25 protein-coding genes and 5 tRNA genes are annotated in these 24,717 nt (G+C 43.2%); 9 read left to right on the forward strand and 21 right to left on the reverse strand.

The annotated features are described in order from the left end of the window. Positions 1-124: 124 nt before the first annotated feature. Entirely contained in the window at positions 125-1,453 is a 1,329-nt protein-coding gene (locus NI389_RS05890; protein ID WP_308361992.1) for a peptidoglycan DD-metalloendopeptidase family protein, read from the forward strand. A 27-nt stretch (positions 1,454-1,480) separates the two neighbouring features. Here the strand turns inward: NI389_RS05890 and NI389_RS05895 are convergent, their stop codons facing one another. From NI389_RS05895 to NI389_RS05910, 4 genes are all read right to left on the reverse strand, one after another. After that, positions 1,481-1,660, reverse strand: coding sequence for a hypothetical protein (locus tag NI389_RS05895; RefSeq protein WP_308361993.1), 180 nt, complete (start codon positions 1,658-1,660; stop codon positions 1,481-1,483). Between the two features lie 395 nt (positions 1,661-2,055). Then, a complete protein-coding gene (locus tag NI389_RS05900; RefSeq protein WP_308361994.1) occupies positions 2,056-3,186 on the reverse strand; it encodes a sodium ion-translocating decarboxylase subunit beta in 1,131 nt (376 codons plus the stop codon). A 9-nt stretch (positions 3,187-3,195) separates the two neighbouring features. Further along, positions 3,196-4,977 (reverse strand): sodium-extruding oxaloacetate decarboxylase subunit alpha, encoded by a 1,782-nt coding sequence (gene oadA, locus NI389_RS05905; RefSeq protein ID WP_308361995.1) that lies wholly within the window; start codon positions 4,975-4,977, stop codon positions 3,196-3,198. A gap of 3 nt (positions 4,978-4,980) precedes the next feature. Next, positions 4,981-5,235 (reverse strand): OadG family protein, encoded by a 255-nt coding sequence (locus NI389_RS05910; protein ID WP_308361996.1) that lies wholly within the window; start codon positions 5,233-5,235, stop codon positions 4,981-4,983. A 366-nt stretch (positions 5,236-5,601) separates the two neighbouring features. Between NI389_RS05910 and NI389_RS05915 the strand changes: the two genes are divergently transcribed. After that, complete coding sequence (locus tag NI389_RS05915) at positions 5,602-6,069, forward strand: YcxB family protein (protein ID WP_308361997.1); 468 nt, start codon at positions 5,602-5,604, stop codon at positions 6,067-6,069. Positions 6,070-6,114: 45 nt separating this feature from the next. Here NI389_RS05915 and csrA read toward each other — a convergent pair whose 3' ends face one another. From csrA to NI389_RS05945, 6 genes are all read right to left on the reverse strand, one after another. Next, positions 6,115-6,306, reverse strand: coding sequence for a carbon storage regulator CsrA (gene csrA, locus NI389_RS05920; RefSeq protein ID WP_208843961.1), 192 nt, complete (start codon positions 6,304-6,306; stop codon positions 6,115-6,117). Positions 6,307-6,566: 260 nt separating this feature from the next. Then, a complete protein-coding gene (gene alaS, locus NI389_RS05925) occupies positions 6,567-9,170 on the reverse strand; it encodes an alanine--tRNA ligase (protein WP_308361998.1) in 2,604 nt (867 codons plus the stop codon). A 4-nt stretch (positions 9,171-9,174) separates the two neighbouring features. Further along, the gene (locus tag NI389_RS05930; RefSeq protein ID WP_308361999.1) at positions 9,175-9,639 is read right to left on the reverse strand and encodes a regulatory protein RecX; all 465 of its coding nucleotides are present in this window, start codon (positions 9,637-9,639) and stop codon (positions 9,175-9,177) included. Further along, entirely contained in the window at positions 9,639-9,848 is a 210-nt protein-coding gene (locus tag NI389_RS05935) for a hypothetical protein (RefSeq protein WP_308362000.1), read from the reverse strand. The genes NI389_RS05930 and NI389_RS05935 overlap by 1 nt, the downstream gene beginning before the upstream one ends. Next, positions 9,818-10,420 (reverse strand): DUF2189 domain-containing protein, encoded by a 603-nt coding sequence (locus NI389_RS05940; protein WP_308362001.1) that lies wholly within the window; start codon positions 10,418-10,420, stop codon positions 9,818-9,820. The genes NI389_RS05935 and NI389_RS05940 overlap by 31 nt, the downstream gene beginning before the upstream one ends. 75 nt (positions 10,421-10,495) lie before the next feature. Then, the gene (locus tag NI389_RS05945; RefSeq protein WP_308362002.1) at positions 10,496-11,119 is read right to left on the reverse strand and encodes a GTP cyclohydrolase II; all 624 of its coding nucleotides are present in this window, start codon (positions 11,117-11,119) and stop codon (positions 10,496-10,498) included. Between the two features lie 158 nt (positions 11,120-11,277). Here NI389_RS05945 and NI389_RS05950 point away from each other — a divergent pair, with 158 nt between their 5' ends. The 3 genes from NI389_RS05950 to NI389_RS05960 are packed head-to-tail and all read left to right on the forward strand — an operon-like array spanning position 11,278 to position 14,469. Then, on the forward strand, positions 11,278-12,498 hold the full coding sequence (locus tag NI389_RS05950; protein ID WP_308362003.1) for a hypothetical protein: 1,221 nt from the start codon (positions 11,278-11,280) through the stop codon (positions 12,496-12,498). Next, positions 12,495-12,920 carry a hypothetical protein gene (locus tag NI389_RS05955; RefSeq protein ID WP_308362004.1) on the forward strand — a complete coding sequence of 142 codons (426 nt, stop codon included), beginning with the start codon at positions 12,495-12,497 and terminating at the stop codon, positions 12,918-12,920. Before NI389_RS05950 ends, NI389_RS05955 begins: the two co-directional genes overlap by 4 nt. Next, complete coding sequence (locus NI389_RS05960; RefSeq protein WP_308362005.1) at positions 12,910-14,469, forward strand: sensor domain-containing diguanylate cyclase; 1,560 nt, start codon at positions 12,910-12,912, stop codon at positions 14,467-14,469. The genes NI389_RS05955 and NI389_RS05960 overlap by 11 nt, the downstream gene beginning before the upstream one ends. 26 nt (positions 14,470-14,495) lie before the next feature. Here the strand turns inward: NI389_RS05960 and NI389_RS05965 are convergent, their stop codons facing one another. Beyond that, positions 14,496-15,002, reverse strand: coding sequence for a DUF3087 domain-containing protein (locus tag NI389_RS05965; RefSeq protein ID WP_308362006.1), 507 nt, complete (start codon positions 15,000-15,002; stop codon positions 14,496-14,498). Between the two features lie 136 nt (positions 15,003-15,138). Between NI389_RS05965 and NI389_RS05970 the strand changes: the two genes are divergently transcribed. From NI389_RS05970 to NI389_RS05980, 3 genes are read left to right on the forward strand one after another with little or no spacing between them, the layout of a single operon-like run. Then, the gene (locus tag NI389_RS05970) at positions 15,139-15,765 is read left to right on the forward strand and encodes an energy transducer TonB (protein ID WP_308362007.1); all 627 of its coding nucleotides are present in this window, start codon (positions 15,139-15,141) and stop codon (positions 15,763-15,765) included. A gap of 12 nt (positions 15,766-15,777) precedes the next feature. Next, positions 15,778-16,329 carry an RNA polymerase sigma factor gene (locus tag NI389_RS05975; protein ID WP_308362008.1) on the forward strand — a complete coding sequence of 184 codons (552 nt, stop codon included), beginning with the start codon at positions 15,778-15,780 and terminating at the stop codon, positions 16,327-16,329. After that, a complete protein-coding gene (locus NI389_RS05980) occupies positions 16,322-16,921 on the forward strand; it encodes a hypothetical protein (RefSeq protein ID WP_308362009.1) in 600 nt (199 codons plus the stop codon). Before NI389_RS05975 ends, NI389_RS05980 begins: the two co-directional genes overlap by 8 nt. On the opposite strand, the gene NI389_RS05985 is transcribed toward NI389_RS05980, so the two are convergent. Further along, the gene (locus tag NI389_RS05985; protein WP_308362010.1) at positions 16,918-18,294 is read right to left on the reverse strand and encodes a Na+/H+ antiporter NhaC family protein; all 1,377 of its coding nucleotides are present in this window, start codon (positions 18,292-18,294) and stop codon (positions 16,918-16,920) included. The two genes, NI389_RS05980 and NI389_RS05985, sit on opposite strands and share 4 nt — an antisense overlap. Before the next feature lie 235 nt (positions 18,295-18,529). Here NI389_RS05985 and NI389_RS05990 point away from each other — a divergent pair, with 235 nt between their 5' ends. Further along, positions 18,530-19,375 carry a MurR/RpiR family transcriptional regulator gene (locus tag NI389_RS05990; protein WP_308362011.1) on the forward strand — a complete coding sequence of 282 codons (846 nt, stop codon included), beginning with the start codon at positions 18,530-18,532 and terminating at the stop codon, positions 19,373-19,375. On the opposite strand, the gene NI389_RS05995 is transcribed toward NI389_RS05990, so the two are convergent. From NI389_RS05995 to prfB, 9 genes are all read right to left on the reverse strand, one after another. Continuing rightward, a complete protein-coding gene (locus NI389_RS05995; protein WP_308362012.1) occupies positions 19,361-20,518 on the reverse strand; it encodes an exo-beta-N-acetylmuramidase NamZ family protein in 1,158 nt (385 codons plus the stop codon). The two genes, NI389_RS05990 and NI389_RS05995, sit on opposite strands and share 15 nt — an antisense overlap. Positions 20,519-20,653: 135 nt before the next feature. Then, positions 20,654-20,730: transfer RNA gene (locus NI389_RS06000), tRNA-Arg, on the reverse strand. A gap of 37 nt (positions 20,731-20,767) precedes the next feature. Further along, positions 20,768-20,844 (reverse strand) — tRNA-Arg (locus NI389_RS06005). A 40-nt stretch (positions 20,845-20,884) separates the two neighbouring features. After that, positions 20,885-20,961: transfer RNA gene (locus NI389_RS06010), tRNA-Arg, on the reverse strand. Between the two features lie 38 nt (positions 20,962-20,999). Further along, positions 21,000-21,076 (reverse strand) — tRNA-Arg (locus NI389_RS06015). Positions 21,077-21,088: 12 nt separating this feature from the next. After that, positions 21,089-21,180, reverse strand: a tRNA-Ser gene (locus NI389_RS06020). Positions 21,181-21,315: 135 nt separating this feature from the next. Beyond that, the gene (locus tag NI389_RS06025; protein WP_308362013.1) at positions 21,316-21,570 is read right to left on the reverse strand and encodes a hypothetical protein; all 255 of its coding nucleotides are present in this window, start codon (positions 21,568-21,570) and stop codon (positions 21,316-21,318) included. A gap of 369 nt (positions 21,571-21,939) precedes the next feature. Then, positions 21,940-23,478, reverse strand: a complete 1,539-nt coding sequence (lysS, locus tag NI389_RS06030; protein ID WP_308362014.1) for a lysine--tRNA ligase — start codon at positions 23,476-23,478, stop codon at positions 21,940-21,942. A gap of 26 nt (positions 23,479-23,504) precedes the next feature. Then, positions 23,505-24,602, reverse strand: coding sequence for a peptide chain release factor 2 (prfB, locus tag NI389_RS06035; protein ID WP_308362015.1), 1,098 nt, complete (start codon positions 24,600-24,602; stop codon positions 23,505-23,507). Positions 24,603-24,717 lie beyond the last annotated feature (115 nt).

The following is a 24,717-nucleotide window of genomic DNA, read 5'->3' on the forward strand; positions in this document are numbered from 1 at the left end:
CTTTTGCCCGATTCTAGCCTATATTCGCGCGAGTTTAAATCAACAAAATACTGGTATTAGTGCTTTATAACGTATATCCTGCAATATTAGATACGAAATTTCTTGACAGCAGAAAAGGCGCATTATGGTTCACGTTGTTCATAAGCTCCCTAAAAAACACAAAGTGCTTATTTTGGGTATTCTCGCTGGCATTGTTGGCATTGCACTTATCCCATCAGAAAAAGCAACCGCGTCGAAAGACAACGATGCTTCAGCACTTGAAATTGGCAAACGCTACGAACTCCCAATTACCGTAACTGAGCCTAACATCGCAACAGAAGTAACTCTTGAATCTGACGAAGAACAAATAAAAGAACCAGCTCAAGAGTTAAGTTTCAATGATTTCACGGTGAAAGCAGGCGATAGTCTCGCTGTGCTATTTAAAAAGGCGGGATTATCCGCACAAACCCTACATAGCATCGTCAATCTTGATAAAACGTCCGAGCAACTGACTAAAATTCACCCAGGTGAAACGATAAGCTTCGCAAAAGATGATAATGGTGAATTGTTGCAGCTTAAGTACGTGCTTTCAAAAACCGAAACACTACTTGTTACTCGAGATACGGCTGGTCAATTTCACTCACATGTCGATACCAAAGAAGTCGACACGGTTTCACAATCTGTGAGTGGGGAAATCAAATCAAGCTTTTGGACTGCGGGTATTTCGGCCGGACTGAGCGAACGTCAAATCATGAATTTTGCCGACATTTTTGGGTGGGACGTCGACTTTGCAAACGATATCCGTGAAGGCGACCAATTTTCTTTACTCTATGAAACGCATTATGTTGATGGGGAATTTGTCGGTACAGGCGACATTCTTGCGGCTGAATTTATTAACCAAGGTGAACGCTTTGCTGCCGTAAAACATCATGATGGTAATTTCTACACACCTGAAGGTCGGAGCATGCGCAAAACCTTCTTGCGTGCACCCGTTAATTTTAAATACATCAGTTCTAGTTTTAATCCACGTCGTTTACACCCAGTAACAGGAAAAGTAAGCGCACATCGAGGCATTGATTATGCTGCACCAGTAGGCACCCCTGTTGTTGCATCTGGTGATGGTAAAGTCATTAAATCCGGCAGAAATAATTTAAACGGCAACTATGTATTTATTGAACATGGTTCGCAATATGTGACGAAATACCTTCATTTGAATAAACGTACCGTGAAGACCAATGACAAAGTCAGACAGGGTCAAAAAATTGGTACTGTTGGCGCGACTGGCCGAGTAACAGGCGCTCATCTGCATTATGAGTTTTTAGTAAATGGCCAACATAAAAATCCTAAAACCGTGAAACTGCCTAAATCAGAGTCATTACCAAAATCTGAATTAGCGACGTTTACACCGTTAGCAAACGAACGACTAGCTATGCTAGAACGCAATCGTTCACTTCAATTGGCTTTAAACAACTAATAAAAAGGCGCTCAAGCGCCTTTTTATTTAGCCATGAATCCAGACATAAAGCATTTTTACGACGAGTGTTAAGAAGACCAAAGGAAGGATCCACTTTGCTAGTTTCGGATAACTAGGACTCGGTTTACCACCCGTTGCCTTCTCAATTAAGGGGACTAACAAAGCCAGCAAGACAAAAACGGCGACAATAATCAGTATTGCTTTCATCGTGCGAAAATTAGCCTGCTTTCTTAATTAAATAAATAATTGATGCCATTGCAGCTACGATTGCTCCAGCAATTAACAGAACGTACATAAGGCTTTCCTTTTGTCATTGAACTTATTACCTACCTCTAGACTAAACCTAAATCACGCTTTAAACCAAATCAAAGATGTAACGAAATTATATCTCGCCGTAGAGGCCAATAAAGTGAGATCTTCCCATTTAAACAGCACCGATTAACGCGAAGGGACTGAAATCCACTGGATACATTGCTGTTTAGAGAGAACTTGAGCACATTGATGAGTCTGATACATCAACCATAAAGTGATTAACACTGACAGATAAAAAAAGCGCAGCTATGCTGCGCTGTCATATACTGACCAAGTCGATTGGAAAACCATCAGCCAACTAAGGCAAGTAAAATCCCCGCCGCAACTGCACTGCCAAGTACACCAGCCACATTAGGCCCCATTGCATGCATCAGTAAGAAGTTGTGCGGGTTGCTTGCTAAACCTACTTTGTTAACAACGCGCGCTGCCATCGGCACAGCAGAGACCCCTGCAGCGCCGATTAAGGGGTTTATTGGATCGCTTGAGAAACGATTCATCATTTTTGCCATATAAACTCCAGACGCTGTTCCTATGGCAAAAGCAATTGCTCCAAGCGCCAATATGCCGAGAGTTTCTAATTGCAGGAACTTATCTGCCGCCAACTTTGAACCAACCGCAAGTCCCAAAAAGATGGTGGTAATATTGATCAACTCATTTTGTGCTGTATTACTCAAACGTTCTACCACACCCGATTCACGCATCAAATTACCTAAACAGAACATACCCACTAAGGGTGCCGCAGAAGGGAGAAAGAGCGCAGTCATCGCCAACACCACTAAAGGGAAAATGATTTTCTCTTTCTTTGAAACGTAACGCAGCTGCGGCATTTCAATTTGACGTTCTTGTTCTGTAGTTAAAGCTTTCATGATTGGCGGTTGAATAATCGGTACCAAAGCCATGTAGGAATACGCGGCTACCGCTATTGCACCAAGTAGCTCTGGCGCTAATCGAGAAGCAAGGAAAATCGCAGTCGGGCCATCAGCACCACCAATTATGGCAATTGCCGAGGCGTCTTTGAGTGTAAATTCAAATCCCGGCACTAAATTCAGTAAGATTGCGCCAAATAAGGTCGCAAAGATACCAAACTGCGCAGCTGCGCCTAATAGGAGCATTTTCGGATTTGCGATAAGTGCACTAAAGTCGGTCAATGCACCAACTCCCATAAAAATAAGCAGAGGAAACACTCCACTATCAATACCAATGTAGTATACGTAGTAGAGTAACCCACCTGGCTCCGCAAGCCCTGCTACTGGGATGTTTGTTAAAATGGCACCGAAACCAATGGGTACTAACAACAACGGCTCAAACCCTTTGGCAATTGCCAAATATAGTAACAAACCACCCACTGCCATCATGATAAGTGCAGACACAGTAAAGTTGGCAAGACCCGTTGCTTGCCATAAATTTAACAACCCTTCCATGACGTCTCCTTAGGCAAGCTCGATTAGCGGATCGCCTGCAGAGACAGAATCACCTTCCGACACCAACATTGTTGCGATTGAACCAGAATGAGTCGCGCGAATTTCCGTTTCCATCTTCATTGCTTCCATAATGACAACAACATCCCCTTTTTCGACAGTATCACCTGCGCGAACTCTGAGTTTAACGATGTTACCAGTCAATGGCGCGTTTAACGTCTCTCCTGGAGATACTGACGCAGACTGAGGCACTATCTCACTATGTTGAACGTTCACTTCCTGAAGCTCTCCACCTGGTGCTACAACCACGTCATAGACTTTACCGTCCACTTTCACGCTGTAATGTTCTATTGCATTTGAACTTGGTTTTGTCACTACATGGGCTTTTGCTTCATCCGCTGGTTTAATTAGACCTGGAGCCGGTTCAAACGCCTCTGGATTATTTCTATTTTTCAGAAACTTAAGTCCGACTTGAGGGAAGAGCGCGTAAGTGAGAACATCATCAATGTGGGATTCACTTAACTCAATACCTTCTTGCTTCGCCTGTGCTAATAAGTCTGCCTCTAGTTGATCTATTTCGGGTTTCAACAAGTCGGCAGGACGGCAAGTTATTGCGTCGTTGCCTTCTAACACCCGTGCTTGTAATTCTGAATTAACTGGGGCTGGAGTAGAACCATATTCCCCTTTTAATACACCCGCCGTCTCTTTCGTAATCGATTTATAACGCTCACCAGTAAGCACATTCAGTACAGCTTGAGTTCCCACAATTTGCGACGTTGGAGTTACCAGTGGAATGAAACCGAGATCTTCGCGAACTTTTGGTATTTCGAGTAATACTTCATCCAAACGAGCTCCTGCACCTTGCTCTTTGAGCTGGTTTTCCATGTTAGTCAGCATACCGCCTGGCACTTGTGCGGTAAGAATACGCCCATCGACCCCTTTAAGACTACCTTCAAATGCAGCGTACTTTTTACGAACATCTCTGAAATATGCGGCAATTTCTTCTAACGCATTCAGGTCCAGCCCAGTATCTCGTTCAGTTCCTTCAGTGATTGCCACTAGCGTTTCCGTCGCGCTGTGCCCGTATGTCATACTCATCGACGAGATTGCGGTATCCAACATGTCGATGCCAGCATCAATCGCTTTTTGATACGTGGCTGTACTCAAGCCTGTTGTTGCGTGACATTGCATCGCGATTGGAATAGAAACCGTGCTTTTCAACCCTGAAATCAACGCATCAGCATCATACGGCTTCAACAGACCCGCCATGTCTTTGATACAAATAGAATGACAGCCCATTTCCTCTAATTTTTTTGCCTGTTCTAACCACATATCAAGTGTGTGAACAGGACTCACTGTATAGGAAATCGTTCCTTGTGCATGCGCGCCAACATTCACCGCCGCACGAATAGCGGTCTCTAAATTGCGCACGTCGTTCATTGCATCAAAAATACGGAATACATCTACACCGCTGTGATGAGCCCTTTCAACGAACTTTTCAACAACATCATCAGCATAATGGCGGTAACCCAACAAGTTCTGTCCACGTAATAACATTTGTTGTTTTGTTTTTGGCATTGCCTCTTTCAGTGCGCGAATACGATACCAAGGGTCTTCGCCGAGATAGCGGATGCAAGCATCAAACGTCGCACCTCCCCAAGATTCAACTGACCAATAACCAATGTTGTCAATCTTCTCTGCAATAGGAAGCATGTCTTCCAATCGCATACGAGTTGCGAGGAGAGATTGGTGAGCATCGCGTAGAACGAGTTCTGTAAGTTTAAGCTGCGCCATGATTTACCCCTGTTGATGTTGTTTTTTATATTGCGCGACTGCTGCGCTAATTGCTGCAACGTGAGCTGGGGATACCCCCTCTGCTACTTTTGGTAAAGAGGTTTTCTTAACATTCTTCGTTTCAATTGGTGCTTCTTCGCCAACTAACTTAGCGACCAATTTGACGATAAAAATGAGTAAGACCAGAAAAACAAATACACCAACCATGCCAGTTAACATGATATTTGCTGCTGTAATAAGCGTCGATGTGACGTCCATCCCTCTCCCCTTAAATAATATTTACGCTGTTTTTTTGAATAATTATTCTTAGATAATATCAAATTAGCAACAGCTGTCCACTTTATTGTAAATTGGTATTACCAAATGCAATTCATATTGATTTCATAAAGATAACGGTAAATTAACGAAAAAAGACCATTTACATGAAAAATATTCAAAATACCTTTCGTTAATAACCGTTCTCTTTAACTTTGTTTTCTGCAACTAAAGAAACAGAAATTGGTATTACCAAATAACTACATCCTGCTTCACTCATAATATCAATTTAGGAAAAACGCCACGACGAAAAGCCATTGTCTTTCGATTGCGGTATAATCAATTCTGCTATCAAAGAGTGAGTTTCACATGCAGTTTTCTTATCAATACACTTTGGATAAAACGTTTTATCGCGAGTGTTTTCAACAATGCGCACCCTACAGTGCGGCAAACAAACCCAAGTATTTACTATTGATTAGCTTAGTCGCTCTGGGCTTGTTTTCCATTTACGGACTAAACAATCATTACTTGGGTAACTTTATGATTTTACTCGCAGTGCTTGAATGCATAGCTTATTACTTCAAAGAAGCTTGGTGGGTACAACGACAGTTATGGTCACGAGCCGGTGGTTCAAAAGTAGAGGTTAATGTCACCAACAAGGGCATTGAAACGAAAAACCGTGGAAACACGATGAGTTGGACATGGGATGAATTTTTGCAGGTACATCGAACCGACAAAGGCATCGTGTTAGTAAGCAACAAAGGGAACCATTATCTGAGCGATGCTCACATGCCGGACGGTTTATTAGAACAAATCCTCCAGAAAGTAAAAAAGTAGCCAATGGCTACTTTTTTTAATATGGTTTTACGCGATAACGCATAATTACATGCTATCTGAAGAAGGACCCGTCTTCTCCGCTTGGATTCGCATGTAGATTTCTTCACGATGCACTGACACATCTTTAGGCGCATTTACGCCAATACGTACTTGGTTTCCTTTCACACCTAGCACAGTCACAGTTACCTCATCTCCGATCATGAGGGTTTCACCAACTCGACGAGTAAGTATTAGCATTCTCTTGCTCCTGTTATTCCGATTAATTCAAAAGATTCCGCTGCAATTACATTTTAAAGAAAAGTTCTTATAAAAGTAAGTAAAACTCAACAACTAAATACTTTCCAGAAAAAAATCTTCGGTTTTACGCAAAAATTACAGCAAAACGCCCTTTTCCTTAGAATCAGCCCCAACATGACACACTAAACCTATTTCGTAGACAAGTTTGCGACGAAAAACAAAAAAGCGCCATAAGGCGCTTTTTTGTCATCCATCATCGCTTACTTTGTTTGCTCTTGAAACCAAGCTTCGACAGAAGAAAGTGCAGCATCAAGATGCTCAGGTTGAGTACCACCAGCTTGTGCCATATCAGGGCGACCACCGCCTTTACCGCCAACAAACGAAGCCATGTGATTAACTAGATCACCCGCTTTAACTTTACCAGTAAGGTCTTTCGTCACGCCAGCGATCAAACTGACTTTCTCGCCATCAGCAACACCTAGCGCAATTACGCCTGATCCTAATTTCGATTTTAGATCGTCAACCATGCCGCGTAAGGCTTTAGATTCCGTGCCAGCTACGTTTGCAACAAGTAACTTGATACCGTTAACGTCTTTCGCGCTTTCAATCAATGATGCGCCAGCAGCAGACGCAAGTTTGTCGTTCAATTGAGCAACTTGCTTTTCTAAACCTTTGGCTTTTTCAAACAACGCATTCACTTTATCGAACGCTGAAGCAATATCGCCTTTAAGCAACGACGCAATTTCAGATAACTGTTTTTCTTGCTCTGCTACATACGCGATTGCATCCGCGCCTGTGACCGCTTCAATACGACGCACACCCGCAGCAATACCGCTTTCAGACACGATTTTAAATAAACCGATATCACCGGCACGCGTTACGTGCGTACCACCACACAATTCAATTGAGTACTCGCCGATTGTAACAACGCGAACTTCATCATCGTATTTCTCACCGAATAAGGCCATTGCACCTTTTGCTTTCGCGTCGTCGATGTCCATCAATTCTGTTTTCAATTCAAAATTGCGACGGATTTCCGCATTGACCGCATCTTCAATTTTACGAAGTTGATCTTTCGTCACACCTTCAAAATGCGAGAAGTCAAAACGTAAACGATCAGGCATCACTAATGAACCTTTCTGAGCAACATGCTCACCAAGTTCTTGACGAAGCGCTTCATGAAGAATATGCGTCGCTGTGTGGTTTTTCTTCACTCGATCGCGGCGTTCAGCATCAATCTGTGCATCAACTTTATCGTTTACACCAATACGGCCAATCACTTTACCTTTGTGAGCAAACGCGTTACCCAACTTAGTTGTATCCGCCACAACAAATTCGCCGCCAGACACTTTCAACACACCCGTGTCACCAACCTGACCACCTGATTCCGCATAGAATGGTGTTCTGTCTAGTACCACAATACCTTCTTGACCATCTTCGAGTACATTAACGTGCTGGCCTTCGTGGAACATTTCGACCACAGTACCTGTGAAGTGTTCTGCTTCATAACCTTTAAAATCAGTCGATTTGTCTGACTTTAATAATTCGTTGTAATCTGCTCCGAACTTACCGGCTTGTTGTGCCTTACGTCGTTGCGCTTCCATATGTTCGTGGAAACCACGCTCATCAATAGATAAGAAGCGTTCACGTGCAACATCAGCCGTTAAGTCCGCAGGGAATCCATAAGTGTCATAGAGTTTAAAGACCAATTCACCTGGGATAATCGAACCTTCTAATGAGCTTAAGTTTTCTTCTAGAATAGCTAAGCCACGGTCTAGCGTTTTACCAAATTGCTCTTCTTCAATTCGTAGTACTTTTTCGATAATGGCTTGTTGTTTTACGAGCTCTGGATACGCTTCACCCATTTGCTCGACAAGCGCTGCAACTAGTTTATAGAAAAACGGTTCTGTTGCACCGAGTTTGTTACCATGACGAACTGCACGGCGGACAATACGACGGAGCACGTAACCACGACCTTCATTCGATGGCATAACACCATCAGCCACTAAAAATGCACATGAACGGATGTGGTCAGCGACAACACGTAACGATTTGTCTTCTAAATCCGTCGCGTTTGTTACTTTTGCCGTTGCATTGATTAAACCTTGGAACAAATCAATTTCATAATTCGAGTGAACGCCTTGCATAATTGCCGAAATACGCTCAAGACCCATACCAGTATCTACTGATTGTTTTGGTAGAGGTTCCATTGAACCGTCTGCGTGACGGTTAAATTGCATGAAGACCAAGTTCCAGATTTCAATAAAACGGTCACCATCTTCTTCTGGTGAACCCGGAGGACCACCCCAAATATGGTCACCATGGTCAAAGAAAATTTCAGAACATGGGCCACATGGACCGGTGTCGCCCATCGACCAGAAGTTGTCTGACGTGCTGATACGAATAATCTTTTCAGCAGGAAGACCTATTTCTTTGTTCCAAATATCGAATGCTTCATCGTCTTCGTGATAAACCGTTACAAGCAGCTTTTCAGCAGGCAGTTGGAGAACCGTTGTAAGGAAATTCCAGGCAAGTGAAATAGCATCGCGTTTGAAGTAATCACCAAAACTAAAGTTTCCTAACATTTCGAAGAATGTATGGTGACGCGCTGTATAACCCACGTTTTCGAGGTCATTGTGCTTACCGCCAGCACGCACACAACGCTGAGAACTTGCCGCGCGTGTATATGGACGCTTTTCGGCGCCTAAGAATACATCTTTGAACTGCACCATACCCGCATTGGTAAACAACAACGTGGCGTCATTGCCCGGGATGAGTGAACTTGAAGGTACAACTTGATGTTGATTACTTGCGAAAAAATCTAAAAAACTCTGCCTGATTTGGGCGGTCGTCATGTGCTGCATGTGATTATTCACCTATCTGTGCTACTTGCATTGCATATTCTATTTCGTCAAAGCCAAAGCCTCTACCTACCATGTAGCGTTGTCGCTTGGCTTTTTCTTGATAATTTTTCTTATCAAAGGCGCTAAAAAACTTCTTATTATAGGCATTGCAGGCGTGTTCATACCAGTCTATTTCGAGACCATTTAAACATTTCTCAACCTGCTTTTTATCAATGCCTTTTCCATAAGCGTCTGCCAGCAGTCTTTGTTTACCCAGTCCTTTTTCAATCTGTCGTCTCACATACTGAGCACAGAAGCGGTCATCATCGACATAACCAAGTGATTCACACCAGCTAATTAGGCTCTGGACAAATTGTTCGTCTTCACATTTGCTACGAAGCTTATGTTCTAGCTTTGTTCGACTGTAGTCTCTTCGCGATAACAGCCAGACGGCATAGCGTCGAAGCTTCGCTTGCTCTTTGTCATCCATTAAGCGTCAAACCGACCATTGTCGGGTGTATGTACCGTTTGCGCTGTTTTCGTTGGTGTATTTTCGCTAAAGTTGAAAATCGATTTAAACGCCAAAAAGAATCCAATATAAGAAACGGGCATAATGACTAACAAAGGAAGCAACTGCAATGGTATCGAAATCACCATCAACAGTGCAACTAAACCACCGAAAACACTAAGTGCCCCCATATTTCCAAAAATACCTTCAAAGACAGCTGTATTGCAGTAACAAGCGGTGTTTTTTTGAAGAAAACTAAAGGCAATGCAAAGGCAAAAGCGGCGTAATTGATGATCATAACGGCCATAAATATAAGAAAGTTCACCGGATTAAATTGGCCAATTAAGTCAGTAATCAGGGTTCCCACGTTCATGTTTTCTTCTGCATTAACCAACACTTCGATCATGTCAGAAAAAAGGAATTGAGCTAACAACGAAATCAGTAATGCAACAACCACTTGGCACATCGCAAGATGAAAAACCGCACGCCTTTGGCCTTTTGCAAATAAAGGTGCCGTAATATCAGAAAGTTGTGTTTTATTGTTTGCTTGAACCTTTAAGATAGCTTGATAAAAACCAATGGTCAGAAATGGCGCCACCAGTGAGGCGGCAATATTTAAAACAGGTGCTAGCATAGGGAGCAAGCCGACAACAATGATGAACACATGCATCATAATAAACGTAAAAGGTTGACGTTTAAAAATAGACCAAGCCTCTTTTAACCACGCCACGCCCACACTGGCGTTTAAAACATTGTAACTCACCTAAATTCCTTATTTTGACTCAACTCACCAAAGTGCCGAGGATGACTTCATACCAGCAAAGGATACTATTTCAGACTACGGTTTTGCTACCTTTTTGATGTCTAACATATGTGAGCCATGTTTCACTTTCGTCTCAAGGTATGCTTTATTGCCGACGTGTCCCGCTTTGATATGTGCTTGAGTACCAACGACCATATCAACGTCTACGCCAGCGTCTTTTAACGCTTTAATTTTGCGAGGATTATTTGTCATTAATCGAACTTTTGGCACATTGAGCGCTTGTAACATAAGTACAGCGTCACCAAATTCTCGAAGATCGTCCGCAAAACCCAAATGGTTATTTGCTTCGTAAGTATTCATGCCTTGAGATTGGAGCACATAAGCATCAATTTTATTGTATAAACCTATTCCACGGCCTTCTTGACGTAAATAAAGAAGAATTCCACCTTGTTGATGCATCGTTTCAATGCATTCATTCAGTTGCTCACCGCAATCGCAGCGTGAAGAATGAAAAACATCACCAGTAAGACATTCTGAATGCATACGAATCAGTGGTGTTGCCTCCAACTCGTCAGCTTTATTAAATATTAAAGCAACATGCTCTTGACCATCTTTTAAACCGGAAAATGAAACAATTTCTGCAGGAATATGACTATGCTGTCCTACATTCAGCGCAACTCTTGCTCTAACTTCAGCCACGACGAATTAACCTTTGGTTGGATTTCGTTATATTATCACATAGGTATACTATCATTACTACCGCCTATATGGGTGCGCAAACCACGATTAACAACCACGCAAGCCTAACTTTCTATGCTATTCTCTATAAGATAATGAATTCTAACAAAGCTAGAGACATGCGCTTCATTGTTGCCTTGTTTATAACAGTATACTCTATGCCAAGCATTGCTTCGCTAAAGCTCGACGGATTTGCCAATATCGGTGCAAGTCTGACTGATTCTAAGTACGCGGGGATTCGCACTCAAGTAAGCCAACATGACGCACTTTTTGCCGATGAAATCGACTGGCGACAAATCTCCTCGGCCGGCTTACAAGCTGAATGGCGCTTTTCCAATCAAGTACAGTTCGTTTCTCAACTGGTATTAAAAGATAGCGCGGATCACAGTCTCGACGACAAGATCAAAATGGCCTTTTTACGCTATTCCCCCTCACCAGAACTCACGTTAAATCTGGGTAGAACAGCCATAGATTTGTACATGATGACGGACTATCGTGACATTGGTTATGCCTATGTTCCGGTGCACTTGCCTACAGAGTTTTACGGCATCATTCCACATGAGTCTCTCAATGGTCTCGATATTAGTTACAAACATGTCAGTGATTTTGGGTTAATCACCTCTAAGTTTTTCTACGGACGAAGCAAAGCGCCAGTCATCAGCGATGGTGATTTTACGTGGGAAGTTCGCTTGAAAAACATTTTTGGTTTCACTTTTCAATTGGAACAGCAAGATTGGCTGGTACGAGTCAATCACACACAAACGACCGCCGAAGATGGCTACCCAGGCCAAAATGAGCTCGTGTCCGCACTCAATCAAGTGCCTGATGCTATTTGGCCGTCAGTAATGTCCGTAAAAGAGTCGTTGCTTTTTCAGAACTCAAAACTAACTTATTCTGCTGTTGGAGTGCGTTATGATAATGCCGACTACATACTGCAAAGTGAGTTGTCATTAGTTGACTCAAAAAGTATTCTTTTGAATGACTTGCTCAGTGGGTATGTCAGTATCGGCAAACGTCTGGGTTCACACACATTCATGCTCACCTATTCACACATCCAAGCTGATGCACCGACTATCGAGCCTCCGCTTATTTCTGACCCAAATCTAAATGCGTTATATACCGCAGTAAAAAGCGCCACTGATTTTTACCGCCTAAGACAAAACACCAGCTCACTCTCGTGGCGATACGACTTATCGGACACTTGGTCACTGAAGGCACAGTTCGATCATACTCACGTCAGGTATCAGCCTTCAGGATTGTACCTACATGATTTCTCACGTAATCCTGACGGCAGTTTTTCAACTCTCAGTATCTCTAGTCATTGGATATTTGACTTATGAGCATGCTTTTGCGTCTACTGATAGCCTTAGCGTTACCTATGCATTGCTATGCACAGCAGAGCATTGCTGTGATTGTAAATAAAGCAAACCCCGTCATTCACGTAAGCCAACGGGCACTGATTGATTTATACATGGGTAAATACCAAGCTTTTGATAATGGCATGCCTGCTCAACCAATTGATATTGAATCTAAAATGCCACTGAAAGAAACCTTTTATATGCGTTTAACAGGCAGAGATCTCAGTCAAATCAACGCATACCGATCTCGAATCAAATTTAGTGGTAAAGCCTCGTTTCCTATTGCGATGCCTAATTCGGATGCCATAATAAAAGCTGTACAAAAAGACCCGTTAGCAATAGGTTATATCTGGGCTGAAGACGTCACAGATCAGGTGAAGGTGGTATTTACGCTTGATAAATAAATCTAGTTTAATCATTCGACTGACTATTGCACTTGCATTAAGCGGTTTTTTGTTTGGCGTAATTTACTCCAAGTTGTATTACAAAAGCGTATACGCAGACGAACTCGCTCGCTCGAAAACCACCATTGAACAAATTGGACAAACAGTCTCGACTACAGCGTCTATTGCTGCGTATTTAGAAGACGCGGATCTTGCGATTGAAGTACTCAATGGTTTGATCAGCAATGATGTCATTCTCGCAGCGAAAATCGATACTGATACCCAAACGCTTGCAAAAAGCTTGCTTTACAAAGGACAGCCCGGCAATCAATTCGTTTTGTCACACCCTTTTATCCCCACCGCAAATGTCGGGGTCATATTACTCGTTCCAAACGAAGTATTTATACGCCAACAAGCCTCTTCTATCGCCAGTGACAGTGTCGAAACGTTGGTTTTGCTCATCATTCCTATGCTGGTTTTGTTTGTTAGCTTAGCCTACATCATGATCACACGTCCGATGGGGGTATTATTTAAGCAGCTTCAAGAGATCCCCCCGGGGGAGTCTCAGCGCTTGCGTTCTCCGGCCAATCACAAAGACAGCGAAATTGGCCAAGTAACCAAAAGCATTAACCAACTTTTAGACAAGACTCAAAGTCTATTCAATCAAGAGCGTGAACTGCGTAAAGCCATATCCGTTCTTGAACAACGGTTTCGGTTAATGTTCGAAAGAGCGTCAACACCGACCTTATTGGTAAAGTCATCTGGACTCATCGAACTTGCTAATGATGCCGCACAGGACTTGTTGGTTGGTCTAAATGTATCTGCCGAAGAAACGTTTCCGGAATGCTTAATGCCATTATGCAAATCGCCTGACTCACTGGATAGTCTAATAAACGACGCGACCAATCAGGGGCAAGTTAAACAAATGGAAATCGAGTTCGAGAGCGCTTTAACGCATTTACCTGTTTGGCTGAATATCGTCATCATTCCGACCGAAAGTGAAGAAGGCTTGTATTTGCAGATATTCATCAATGACGTTAGTTATCGTCGTAATATGATTAACGAGTTAAAGCAAAAAGCACAGTTCGATCCACTAACTAACTTGAACAATCGGTATGGTGCGGAGTTGAAACTGCGTTTTTGGCTAGACAATCAAATTCCCTTTGCCTTGTTGCTTGTCGACCTCGACAAATTCAAACCCATTAACGATATTTACGGGCACAATGCAGGGGATGAAATGCTTAAACATATCGCTGCCAACCTAAAAGAATGTGTGCGCAATGACGACCTTGTTGCACGTTGGGGTGGGGATGAATTTATTGTTGCTGTGCCTCATATTGCAAAAGATGGTTTACAAAAAATAGCGTCCCATCTCGTTGCAAAGACCGCAATGCCCATGCCCTACGAAAAGGACAATCAATCATTGGAACTCAAAGTGAGCGCCAGCATTGGGATTGCATGCTATCCAGACCACGCAGAGACGCTACATGAGCTTATCGAAAAGGCTGACAACGCGATGTACAGTGTAAAACTCGCGACGAAGAATGATTTTGCGTTTTATCATCTCTGACGGCGTTTTACACCGCAGGGTAACGTTTAGAATCGCTTTAATAGTTTCGCGTCGTAGCTCGTTGCATCAAGCGTGACGTGATATTTTTCCGCGAGTGTATTTAACTCTGTTTGCCAAAGCCCGAGTTCTTCCATCGTGATCGTATTGTCATCCAGTGTCCAAAGTTGGCGAGAGCCAGCGTAGCTGTAATGGATAGCCTGCATCGCATCAACATCCCCGTTTTGCGCTGCCACTTTCAGTTTAACCATTTTGCGCGTAATTTGATTAAGCGCTTGCTTTAATTCCCACACGTAAACCACTTCAGTCATAAATGGGTGATTACGGTACTTGTTGAGCACAAACCCAATGAATACTGCAGTAATAATCACGCCCGTCAAATTCCAGTGGAAATGCGTCCCACTGCCGTCAGGAAAGAGCGCGATCAAGAGTTGTGCGATGCCAAGACTGCCTGCGGTTAAACTCAGTACACAGGCATAAATAACCTTGTTTAAATGCTTGCGATAACGTGTTTTATCTATTTCTTTGAGTTTCATGCAACGTCCAATGAAAAGTACGAAAGCTAATTTGGCAGGCATTGTACGAAGGTCGATAAAAAAAGAAAATGTTTCACCCCTTTTTACGCACTTATTCGTTTTATCCATGCACTAAAACAAAAAGAGGGATAATACGATGATTATTTTGATTGAACAAAACGCTTGGACAAAACCTGTGGTAGCTATTTCTGGCGCGATCGTTTTAACACTCGCTACATTTGCTTTAATGCAGCATCTCATTTCACAAGACAACACTCGAACGCTGGTTAATGAAAAAATGCCCGTTGCCTTACTCTTAAGCGCTCAAACCGACTCAGAGGTGAAAAAAAAGTCTAAGGTCCTGACACCTCCACCTCGGATTAAACCCATGCCACCTCGAGCAACAGAAGTACCAGAAGAAACTAGCTCGACTACGGAGTTAGGCATCATCGATGCAGGCGATATTCGCATTGATAACGTTCTAATTAGGGATTTTGGTCAGCCGAATAATTACGATGCAAACCCTATCGTTCGGATCACACCAAACTACCCTCTCCAAGCTGCCCGTGATGGTTTAGAAGGTTGGGTCAAACTGTCTTTTTCTATCTCAGAGATTGGCGCCGTTGTTGATGCAAACGTAATTGCTTCTGAACCTGCGAAAGTTTTTGACAGGGAAGCCTTAAAGGCGTTAAAACGCTGGAAATACAGACCTAAAGTACAAAATGGAAGTGCTGTGATACAAGAAAATCAGACCGTCGTACTTGAATTCTCTCTGTCTAATTAGGTAAAACTGCCTATGCTGCTTGTCTTAAAACAACTATTCAAGCCAATGAACCATCAGGTTGATTGGCTTTTAGAATACAAATTAAATGGCGACCCTTCACATCTCGAAGCGTTGGTTGATTTGTACGCCAATGATTTACTACACTTTTTACAGTCAATTACCGATAACGAAAGCGCCAAAGATCTTGTGCAGCGCACTTGGCTAACCTTGATCACAAAGCGTCATTACTACAAACCGCAAGGCACACCTAAAGCCTATATTTTTACCATTGCACGTAATGCATTGCATGACGACCATCGTTACAAAAGTAAGTTTGTCGGGCTAGAACACGAAATTAATCTTATACAAAGTAATCATTCAAGCGACCAAGAAAATACCATGAACCTTTACCAAGCTATTTGCTTGTTGCCCTTTGAACAAAAGGAAGCATTAACGCTCCAGCTTGAAGGCTTTTCGTTAGAAGAAATTGCGCTTATAACCACTACAAACCAAGAAACGATTAAAACCCGTTTGCGTTATGCGAAACATAGCTTAAAAAGACATTTGGGGAACCTAAATGAATGACTTTGAAAAACAATTAGCGCAGGCCTATCTAAAAGAAAAGCAAAAAGTCGACACGGATAAAGCAGCCTTAAAACGTGCAATTCGACATAAACATGTCGATGATCGCCGTGAAACTCAACAACTTTTAAATTATTTACGCTGGATTGCCGCAGGATTTGCTCTAACCTGCTTTGGCTACTTTAGTTTGCACGTCGCGGATCCGGTTTCATCTTTGACGTCTGTAGATACCGTCGAAGTTGAAGCCAATGTAGAAGTACATGAAGTCATCAATGGAGAATATCGGCGTTATATTGCAAAGCAAAAACAGCAATTGGATGAAGCGTATCAGGCACGAGTCAAGTCACTCTCAACCATTAACTCCGATAATGTCGTTTTCGTGAAAGTGCTCAAACAAGATGCTCAAGCCTGGTTAGTTGAAACGTGCGAACAGCAAACTCGCTTAATGGTGAAAATGAGTGTTTTAAATTCGCTTGAACAAAGTACGCCAAGCATAGGGGAAACGTTGTTGGCCATTCGAGAAAATGAAAGGGGCGAAATCATTCAGATTTTCACCCCAAATATCTCAAGCACATCGCGGCAAATCTGCCCTTAGAGCATCACGATGCTGGCGATAAAAAACGCGACAAGCGATAACGCCCCACCAAAGAGTGCGTATGGCAACTGTGTTTTCACATGAGTGAGCAGGTCACACCCTGAGGCCAACGCCGAGACCGCGGTGGTATCGCTTATGGGTGAACAATGATCACCAAAAATACCGCCGCTCAAAATCGCTCCGACAACTAAACTCGGAGGCAATCCCAATGACTGAATGAGCGGCACACCAATTGGGATTAAAATAGCGAAGGTTCCCCATGAAGTACCTGTAGTAAAGGACATCACCGCACCAGTCAAAAACAACACAGGTACGATGAAATAGACAGGTAAATAGTCACCCACAACAGAGGCGACAAACACGCCCGTGCCGAGCTCTTTTAAACTTGCACCTAAGGTGAGGGATAATAAAACAATACTAACCAAAGGCAGGAGTTCCCCCATACCTTTAAAGCCAAGCTCCATCAGTTCTTTGTGTTCAAAACGTTTAGATTGAAGCAGTAATAGATAGGCCGCCGTGCAAGCAAGAACGGTTGCATATAGTACTGACTTAGATCCACTGCCATTCGCAAGCACACCGTCTCCCGTCCAATACATAAACCCTATCATACTAGCAATCAAGGTCAGTAATGGTAGCAACATAAAACGTGCTTTCGTCGCAGTCGCCACCGCTTCCACCTCAAATTGCTGATGTTGCAACTCAAGCTCAGCCTGTTTCATGGGACCATGCACTTTGTCAGAGATGATGGTGTAAGCAACTAGAGCAAGCGCAATAATAGCGTAAAAGTTGAATGCAACACTGCCCCACAAAATACTAACAGCCGATTGTTCTAATTCATAGTTACTCAGAAGCCCAAGAACATAGGCCCCCCAACCGTTGAGCAAAATAAGGATACACACCGGCGCACTAGTACTGTCAATGATGTACGCCAAACGTGCGCGACTCATTTTGAATTTATCGAATAAACCTCGTGCCACAATGCCCGAGGTTAGGACACTCATATTGGATTCGATAAACACCGCAATACCGGTAAACATCGTCAAAAAACCAACCTGACGCTTGCTTTTCGCTACGCCACGACGCATCAACATGTTGACCGTCGCTGCTACCCCTCCTGATTCACGGATATAGGCTAAAAGCGCCCCAATAACAATGCTGAAAATCAGTATTCGACTGTTGCCCGCGGAGGTTGCGATACTGATGACGCGTTCAATACTCCCAATAAACGTACCGCTCAAAACCGATGTGTCATTTTGAATGGCGAGCAAAAATTCAGATGAGATAAGCGCAAGTAAGAGCGCCAAAATGACCTCTTTACGCCAAAATACCACAACTATTGCAATCAGTGGCGGCAAAATAGAAACCCAACTCATAAGTCCCCTTATTATAATTATGTCCAATTTACCTATCGGCAATGGCAAGACAGGTAGCTTAATTTGTTCTATTCACCTTGCCAAGTTTTTGAGGGCGATGACAAATTCCAACATCATCTTTCAAAGCCAATTTAGCCATCTAGCCATTTTTACGTAAAAGTTACTGGTTGGACTATCGTAACGATCTAAATGTTCCTATAATAAAACCAACAGCAGTAAACGTTACCAAGGTCCCATGTCACTTTTCATCAAAATTAAGGCGCTTCGGGCTAGCCTTTCAAACAGTGAATCAAAACTTGCCGATTACACATTGAACAACCCCGAACTCATCCGAAACCAATCTTCAATCGAACTTGCGAGTGCCGCAAATGTCAGCCAATCAAGTGTTGTGAAGTTCGCTCAGAAGCTAGGTTATAAAGGGTTCCCCGAATTTAAATTTGCCGTGGTCGATGCACTCAATCAACAATCAAAACAAGAAACGAGCCCACTTACGGCATTCACTCATCAAGATGATATAACTTTAGTGTCGCAAAAACTGCTCTCAAAGCAACACACTATTCTTTCTCATACTCAACAGCTGAATGAAGCGATTCAGATAGAAAAGGCCGTTGATGCGTTAAAATCGGCAAATCGAGTCTTATTTGTGGCGCAAGGTAACTCGTCTCTAGTCGCGAGAACCTGTGTTTTTAAGTTACAAAAACTCGGTGTTGCAGCGCAATGTGAAGCCGATCTTATTCAAGCAGCCAATGCCTTAAGTGTATTAGGTAAAGGGGATGTGCTGTTTGTGATCAGCCATTCTGCACATCCACGCAGCCTACGCACGCTCGTTGAGTTGGCCAAACTGGAAGGCGTCACGGTGATCTCGATGACAAAGTTCACCCAAAATGCAATATCTGACTTAGCGGATCATCGTTTATTTTCGGTGTCGGAAGAAGAACCCGTTCCACACAGCGGCATTTTAACGAGTTCATCTCAACACTATATTGTTGATTTGATCGTTATCGCGCTTTCGAATTCCAATTTACATTTACAAAAACGCGTTGCGCAAGCGAACGGCTTTATCGAATCACTTGGGATCTAAAATCCGCTCATAAATTAAATAAGGGGCTCGGCGAGTACGAAAAGCAATTAGATCGTCTTGCCAGTCCTTCATTATCTGCTCGCTTGATTTCCCTGCTAATATTCCTAGTCGTAACTTGTCCGTTCCAGCTAACTTATCGAAAAAGCTGGCCGCGGTGAAAAAAGGTTCATTTGCAGCGGCAAATTTCGAATAGCTGTTGACTAGCCATTCCAACGAGAGTCCATGGACATTACTTTGACGAAGGTCGTTAGCATAAAGCAATTGACCATTTAACTTGGGATTGGACGCTCCTTTATTTGGTTGCGGTGTAATATTGAACGTTCCAAGCGCTACCTTATTGTGACCATAGAGCTGAAAAGGCCAAGACGTTCCTCTGCCTACGCTAACGGCAGTCCCTTCAAAAAAGCATAATGATGGGTACAACTGGATAGCTTGGTCATTGGGTAAATTCGGGCTTGGTGGAATTGACAGGGAGACTCGTACGTTTTCGTTATAATCAGACATCGGCACAACGGTAAGTTGCAATTTTTCAGCCTGTGTAATCCATCCCTCTCCTTTTATCATTTTTGCCAACTCGCCAACTGTCATTCCATGTAATACGGGTATCGGATGCATACCAACAAAAGAACGAAATGCAGGCTCTAGTACTGGACCATCAACAAACGCCAAATTAGGATTTGGTCTATCAAGGACAATCAATGGGATCCCATATTCCGCAGCGGCCTCCATGACGTAATGCATTGTGCTGATATAGGTATAAAACCGAACACCAACATCTTGAATATCGAAGATCAACACATCGATATTAGCCAGCGATTCAGGCGTTGGCTTTTTGGTTTTTCCATATAATGAAAAGATTGCAACGCCCGTTTGAACATCCTGTCCATTCGCAATTTTAGCTCCAGCATCTTGGTCACCACGAAACCCATGTTCTGGCGAAAAAATCCGTACTACTTTTATGTTCTTCGCGAGCAAGCTATCGACCAAGTGGACACCTTGATATTGAGATGTGTGATTGACGACAACACCGACTCGCTTGTGGTTTAGGTCAGGCACAATCGAATCAAGCTTTTGAATGCCCAGCGTGAGTGAAAAAACCTGAAAGGAAACCGCTAAACATAAGAAAAGAAACAGTACGCGCATGAAGAGGTATCAAAATTTTTAAGTATGGTCATTTTAACGTGGTTTAGAAAAGCTTCAACACGATGAGGTGGTTTACGTGAGCGAATTTCGGGCACAAAAAAACCGACTTTCGTCGGTTTCTTCTTCAAGTGAAGATGGCGGACGCGAGAGGATTCGAACCTCTGACCGCCTGGTTCGTAGCCAGGTACTCTATCCAGCTGAGCTACGCGTCCGCATCGGTGTTCTTCATCTTTAACCACTTGAAGTAAGTGGCGGACGCGAGAGGATTCGAACCTCTGACCGCCTGGTTCGTAGCCAGGTACTCTATCCAGCTGAGCTACGCGTCCGCATTAGGTTGTTCTTCATTTTTTACCACTTGAAGAGAAGTGGCGGACGCGAGAGGATTCGAACCTCTGACCGCCTGGTTCGTAGCCAGGTACTCTATCCAGCTGAGCTACGCGTCCGTATTGGGTGTCTTCATTTTTTACCACTTGAAGAAAAGTGGCGGACGCGAGAGGATTCGAACCTCTGACCGCCTGGTTCGTAGCCAGGTACTCTATCCAGCTGAGCTACGCGTCCGTTTTACGAGAATGGCGGAGAAGGGGGATTCGAACCCCCGATAGGGCTACAAACCCTATACTCCCTTAGCAGGGGAGCGCCTTCAGCCTCTCGGCCACCTCTCCGTCTCGTGGGGCGTATAATAATGGGTTGAGAAAATAAGTCAAACACTTTTCTTGTAAAAACAGTCTATATGGTGATAGATTGCACAGCTCGGCCTAAAAAAGTGGACTTAGCGGTTCAAAAAAGTGTTTTTTGGCCTATTTATCTTTTCCAATGGTCGATTCTTCGGTAGGTGAACATGAAGATTTTATGGATCGGTCAAATTCCCTAAGCTCTTCAAGGTAGCCCAACGTGTGAAATTGACTCATGCAAGCGCGGTAATAAGATTGACGTTCGGCTTCAATATCTTTTGTTTCTTTTTTTCTGTAGACATTATTAATCCTGAGAGTTAGCTTTCGCAAAGCAGCATCCAGTATAAAAGACTCTTCATATTGCGCCACGATATCCCCCATTTGGGCACTTTCCTTTCATTGCTAATAAAAAACCAAATTGATTTAAATTCATACAACTAAGAAGTGAATTTTTGAATTTGTACGATATATCTCACGGAATTATACGAAAAAGGCACCACCAGCTCCTTTTTTTTCAAGCCAAATGTATGTACCCAATTCGAATTTGAAGGGACATATCCAAAATGGAAAATCTATCTGAAACCTCGTAAAACGAACAGCAGCGATAGAGATTTCGAAAATGAAGATTTAGTATGAAGAACCAATCTAGTTTTTATGCCATGGGGCAATGATTAGCGAAATACCAAGAAATAGACGCTCTAAAACACAAAAAGGCGCCGAAGCGCCCTTTTTGACTACTCAAAAGCCAACTTATTGCTCGACTTGCGGACGCATGTGCGGGAATAAGATAACGTCTTTGATGCTTTGTGAATCAGTAAACAGCATAACCAAACGGTCAATACCGATACCCTCACCTGCTGTTGGCGGAAGACCGTACTCAAGCGCATTGATGTAATCACCATCGTAGTGCATTGCTTCGTCGTCACCTGCGTCTTTTTCTTCAACTTGACGCATGAAACGAGCCGCTTGATCTTCTGCGTCATTCAACTCAGAGAAACCATTTGCAAGCTCACGACCACCTACGAAAAACTCAAAACGGTCAGTAATGAATTCATTCTCATCATTACGACGCGCAAGTGGAGACACTTCCCACGGATATTCAGTGATAAACGTAGGTTGAATTAACATGTGCTCAGCCGTTTCTTCGAAGATTTCACACAAAAACTTACCTGGGCCCCATACGCAGTTCTCAGGGATCTTAACGTGAATTTTCTTCGCGTATGCTTTCAATTCTTCAAAGTGATTTACAGGGTCTTTGAAAATTGCCGGATCAACATCTGGGTTGTATTGAATACAGGCATCTGACATTGAAAGGCGAGTGAACGCTTTACCAAAGTCGTACTCAATCGTCTCTAACACGTCACCATCAGCATTACGCTTTGTATTGATAATGGTAGTCGTACCTAACACATCTTGAGCTACTGTGCGTAGCATGTCTTCCGTTAAGTCCATCATGTCGTTGTAATCAGCGTACGCTTGGTAGAATTCAATCATCGTGAATTCTGGGTTGTGACGCGTTGATAAACCTTCGTTACGGAAGTTACGGTTAATTTCGAACACACGCTCAAAACCACCAACCACTAAACGCTTCAAGTAAAGCTCTGGAGCGATACGTAAGTACATATCGATATCCAACGCGTTATGGTGAGTCACGAATGGGCGTGCAGACGCACCACCAGGGATCACCTGAAGCATAGGCGTTTCGACTTCCATATAGTCACGGTCAGTTAAGAAACGGCGAATACCATCAATGATTTTCGAACGAATACGGAATGTTTCACGCGTATCCATGTTCGTGATTAAATCAACATAACGTTGGCGGTATTTCATTTCTTGGTCTGTTAGGCCATGGAATTTCTCAGGTAGTGGACGAAGTGACTTTGTCACTAATTCGAACTCAACCATATCAACGTAAAGGTCGCCTTTACCTGATTTATGCAATGGGCCTTTAACACCGATGATGTCACCGATATCTAACACACCGTATTTGTCTTTTAATACCGTTTGAGCTTCTTTTGACGCATACGCTTGGATACGGCCTTTCATATCTTGAAGTACAAAGAAAGGACCACGTTTAGCCAAAATACGACCTGCAACCGCAACTTGGTGATTAAGGGCTTCTAACTCTTCCTTAGTCTTATCACCAAACTTAGCTTGTAGATCACCAGTGTAGTCTTCACGGCGGAAAGTATTCGGATGGCCATTAGCCGGGCACTTTTCGCGGATAGCGTCTAATTTGCCACGGCGCTCAGCGATAAGTTTATTTTCATCTTGAATATGATCTGTCATTTTCTAGCTCTTGTTTAGCTTGTGGATTACAGGCCTGATTTCAGGCTGGCTTCGATAAATCTGTCTAAATCGCCGTCAAGGACTGCTTGGGTGTTGCGATTTTCAACACCTGTACGCAAATCTTTGATACGTGAGTCATCCAATACGTAAGAACGAATCTGGCTACCCCAACCGATATCTGATTTAGCGTCTTCTTGCGCTTGTTTCTCGGCATTTTGCTTTTGCAATTCTAGTTCAAACAATTTTGCTTTTAACTGCTTCATTGCTTGATCTTTGTTTTTGTGTTGTGAACGGTCATTTTGACACTGAACAACGGTATTCGTCGGTAAGTGCGTAATACGTACAGCTGATTCTGTCCGGTTAACGTGCTGACCACCCGCGCCCGATGCACGATATACGTCGATACGTAAATCAGACGGGTTAATATCAATTTCGATATTGTCATCAATTTCTGGATAGATAAAACAAGATGCAAACGACGTATGTCGGCGACCACCTGAATCAAACGGGCTCTTACGTACTAAACGATGTACGCCGGTTTCTGTGCGTAACCAGCCATAAGCGTATTCGCCTGAGACGCGTACCGTTGCACCTTTAATACCTGCAACGTCACCGTCTGTTGCTTCGATGATTTCCGTTTTGAAGCCTTTCGCTTCCGCCCAGCGCAGATACATACGAAGCAGAATATTACACCAATCTTGCGCTTCCGTACCGCCCGATCCGGATTGCAAGTCGATGTACGCATCAGACGCATCATGATCACCTGAGAACATACGACGGAATTCAAGTTGTTCTAATTGCGTCACTAAGCTTTTTACTTCAGCCTCAGCTTCTGTAAACGTATCCTCATCTTCAGCTTCAACCGCAAGCTCTACAAGACCTTCGGCGTCATCCGCACCCGACACTAAGTTATCAATCGTTTCAACAACCGCTTCCAACGCTGATTTTTCACGACCTAGTGCCTGTGCACGTTCTGGTTCGTTCCATACTGCTGGGTCTTCAAGCTCTGCATTTACTTCTTCTAGGCGCTCTTGTTTTAGCGCATAGTCAAAGATACCCCTAAGCAGTTCTGTGCGTTCGCGAATTTCCTTGATTTGATTAATCACAGGATTCACTTCAAACATTTACATCACTCCAAAAATTGCTTAAATTTCACGCCATTCGTCGGCTAAAAATCGATAATTTATAAAACGGGTAATCCTAGCAAATTTCCGTGCATTTGCAGAGTATAAAATCACC

Source organism: Pseudoalteromonas xiamenensis (assembly GCF_030994125.1).
Classification (GTDB): domain Bacteria; phylum Pseudomonadota; class Gammaproteobacteria; order Enterobacterales; family Alteromonadaceae; genus Pseudoalteromonas; species Pseudoalteromonas xiamenensis_B.

Bases quoted from the DNA above. Each gene is read 5' to 3' on its own strand.
- NI389_RS05895 (WP_308361993.1), bottom strand. From the start codon at position 1,660: ATGAAAGCAATACTGATTATTGTCGCCGTTTTTGTCTTGCTGGCTTTG.
- oadA (WP_308361995.1), bottom strand. From the start codon at position 4,977: ATGGCGCAGCTTAAACTTACAGAACTCGTTCTACGCGATGCTCACCAA.
- NI389_RS05975 (WP_308362008.1), top strand. From the start codon at position 15,778: ATGCTGCTTGTCTTAAAACAACTATTCAAGCCAATGAACCATCAGGTT.
- prfB (WP_308362015.1), bottom strand. From the start codon at position 24,602: ATGTTTGAAGTGAATCCTGTGATTAATCAAATCAAGGAAATTCGCGAA.
- NI389_RS05970 (WP_308362007.1), top strand. From the start codon at position 15,139: ATGATTATTTTGATTGAACAAAACGCTTGGACAAAACCTGTGGTAGCT.
- NI389_RS06025 (WP_308362013.1), bottom strand. From the start codon at position 21,570: ATGGGGGATATCGTGGCGCAATATGAAGAGTCTTTTATACTGGATGCT.
- NI389_RS05965 (WP_308362006.1), bottom strand. From the start codon at position 15,002: ATGAAACTCAAAGAAATAGATAAAACACGTTATCGCAAGCATTTAAAC.
- NI389_RS05980 (WP_308362009.1), top strand. From the start codon at position 16,322: ATGAATGACTTTGAAAAACAATTAGCGCAGGCCTATCTAAAAGAAAAG.
- NI389_RS05890 (WP_308361992.1), top strand. From the start codon at position 125: ATGGTTCACGTTGTTCATAAGCTCCCTAAAAAACACAAAGTGCTTATT.
- alaS (WP_308361998.1), bottom strand. From the start codon at position 9,170: ATGCAGCACATGACGACCGCCCAAATCAGGCAGAGTTTTTTAGATTTT.
- NI389_RS05990 (WP_308362011.1), top strand. From the start codon at position 18,530: ATGTCACTTTTCATCAAAATTAAGGCGCTTCGGGCTAGCCTTTCAAAC.
- NI389_RS05935 (WP_308362000.1), bottom strand. From the start codon at position 9,848: ATGGGGGCACTTAGTGTTTTCGGTGGTTTAGTTGCACTGTTGATGGTG.
- NI389_RS05930 (WP_308361999.1), bottom strand. From the start codon at position 9,639: ATGGATGACAAAGAGCAAGCGAAGCTTCGACGCTATGCCGTCTGGCTG.
- NI389_RS05995 (WP_308362012.1), bottom strand. From the start codon at position 20,518: ATGCGCGTACTGTTTCTTTTCTTATGTTTAGCGGTTTCCTTTCAGGTT.
- lysS (WP_308362014.1), bottom strand. From the start codon at position 23,478: ATGACAGATCATATTCAAGATGAAAATAAACTTATCGCTGAGCGCCGT.
- NI389_RS05915 (WP_308361997.1), top strand. From the start codon at position 5,602: ATGCAGTTTTCTTATCAATACACTTTGGATAAAACGTTTTATCGCGAG.
- NI389_RS05985 (WP_308362010.1), bottom strand. From the start codon at position 18,294: ATGAGTTGGGTTTCTATTTTGCCGCCACTGATTGCAATAGTTGTGGTA.
- NI389_RS05910 (WP_308361996.1), bottom strand. From the start codon at position 5,235: ATGGACGTCACATCGACGCTTATTACAGCAGCAAATATCATGTTAACT.
- csrA (WP_208843961.1), bottom strand. From the start codon at position 6,306: ATGCTAATACTTACTCGTCGAGTTGGTGAAACCCTCATGATCGGAGAT.
- NI389_RS05900 (WP_308361994.1), bottom strand. From the start codon at position 3,186: ATGGAAGGGTTGTTAAATTTATGGCAAGCAACGGGTCTTGCCAACTTT.
- NI389_RS05955 (WP_308362004.1), top strand. From the start codon at position 12,495: ATGAGCATGCTTTTGCGTCTACTGATAGCCTTAGCGTTACCTATGCAT.
- NI389_RS05950 (WP_308362003.1), top strand. From the start codon at position 11,278: ATGCGCTTCATTGTTGCCTTGTTTATAACAGTATACTCTATGCCAAGC.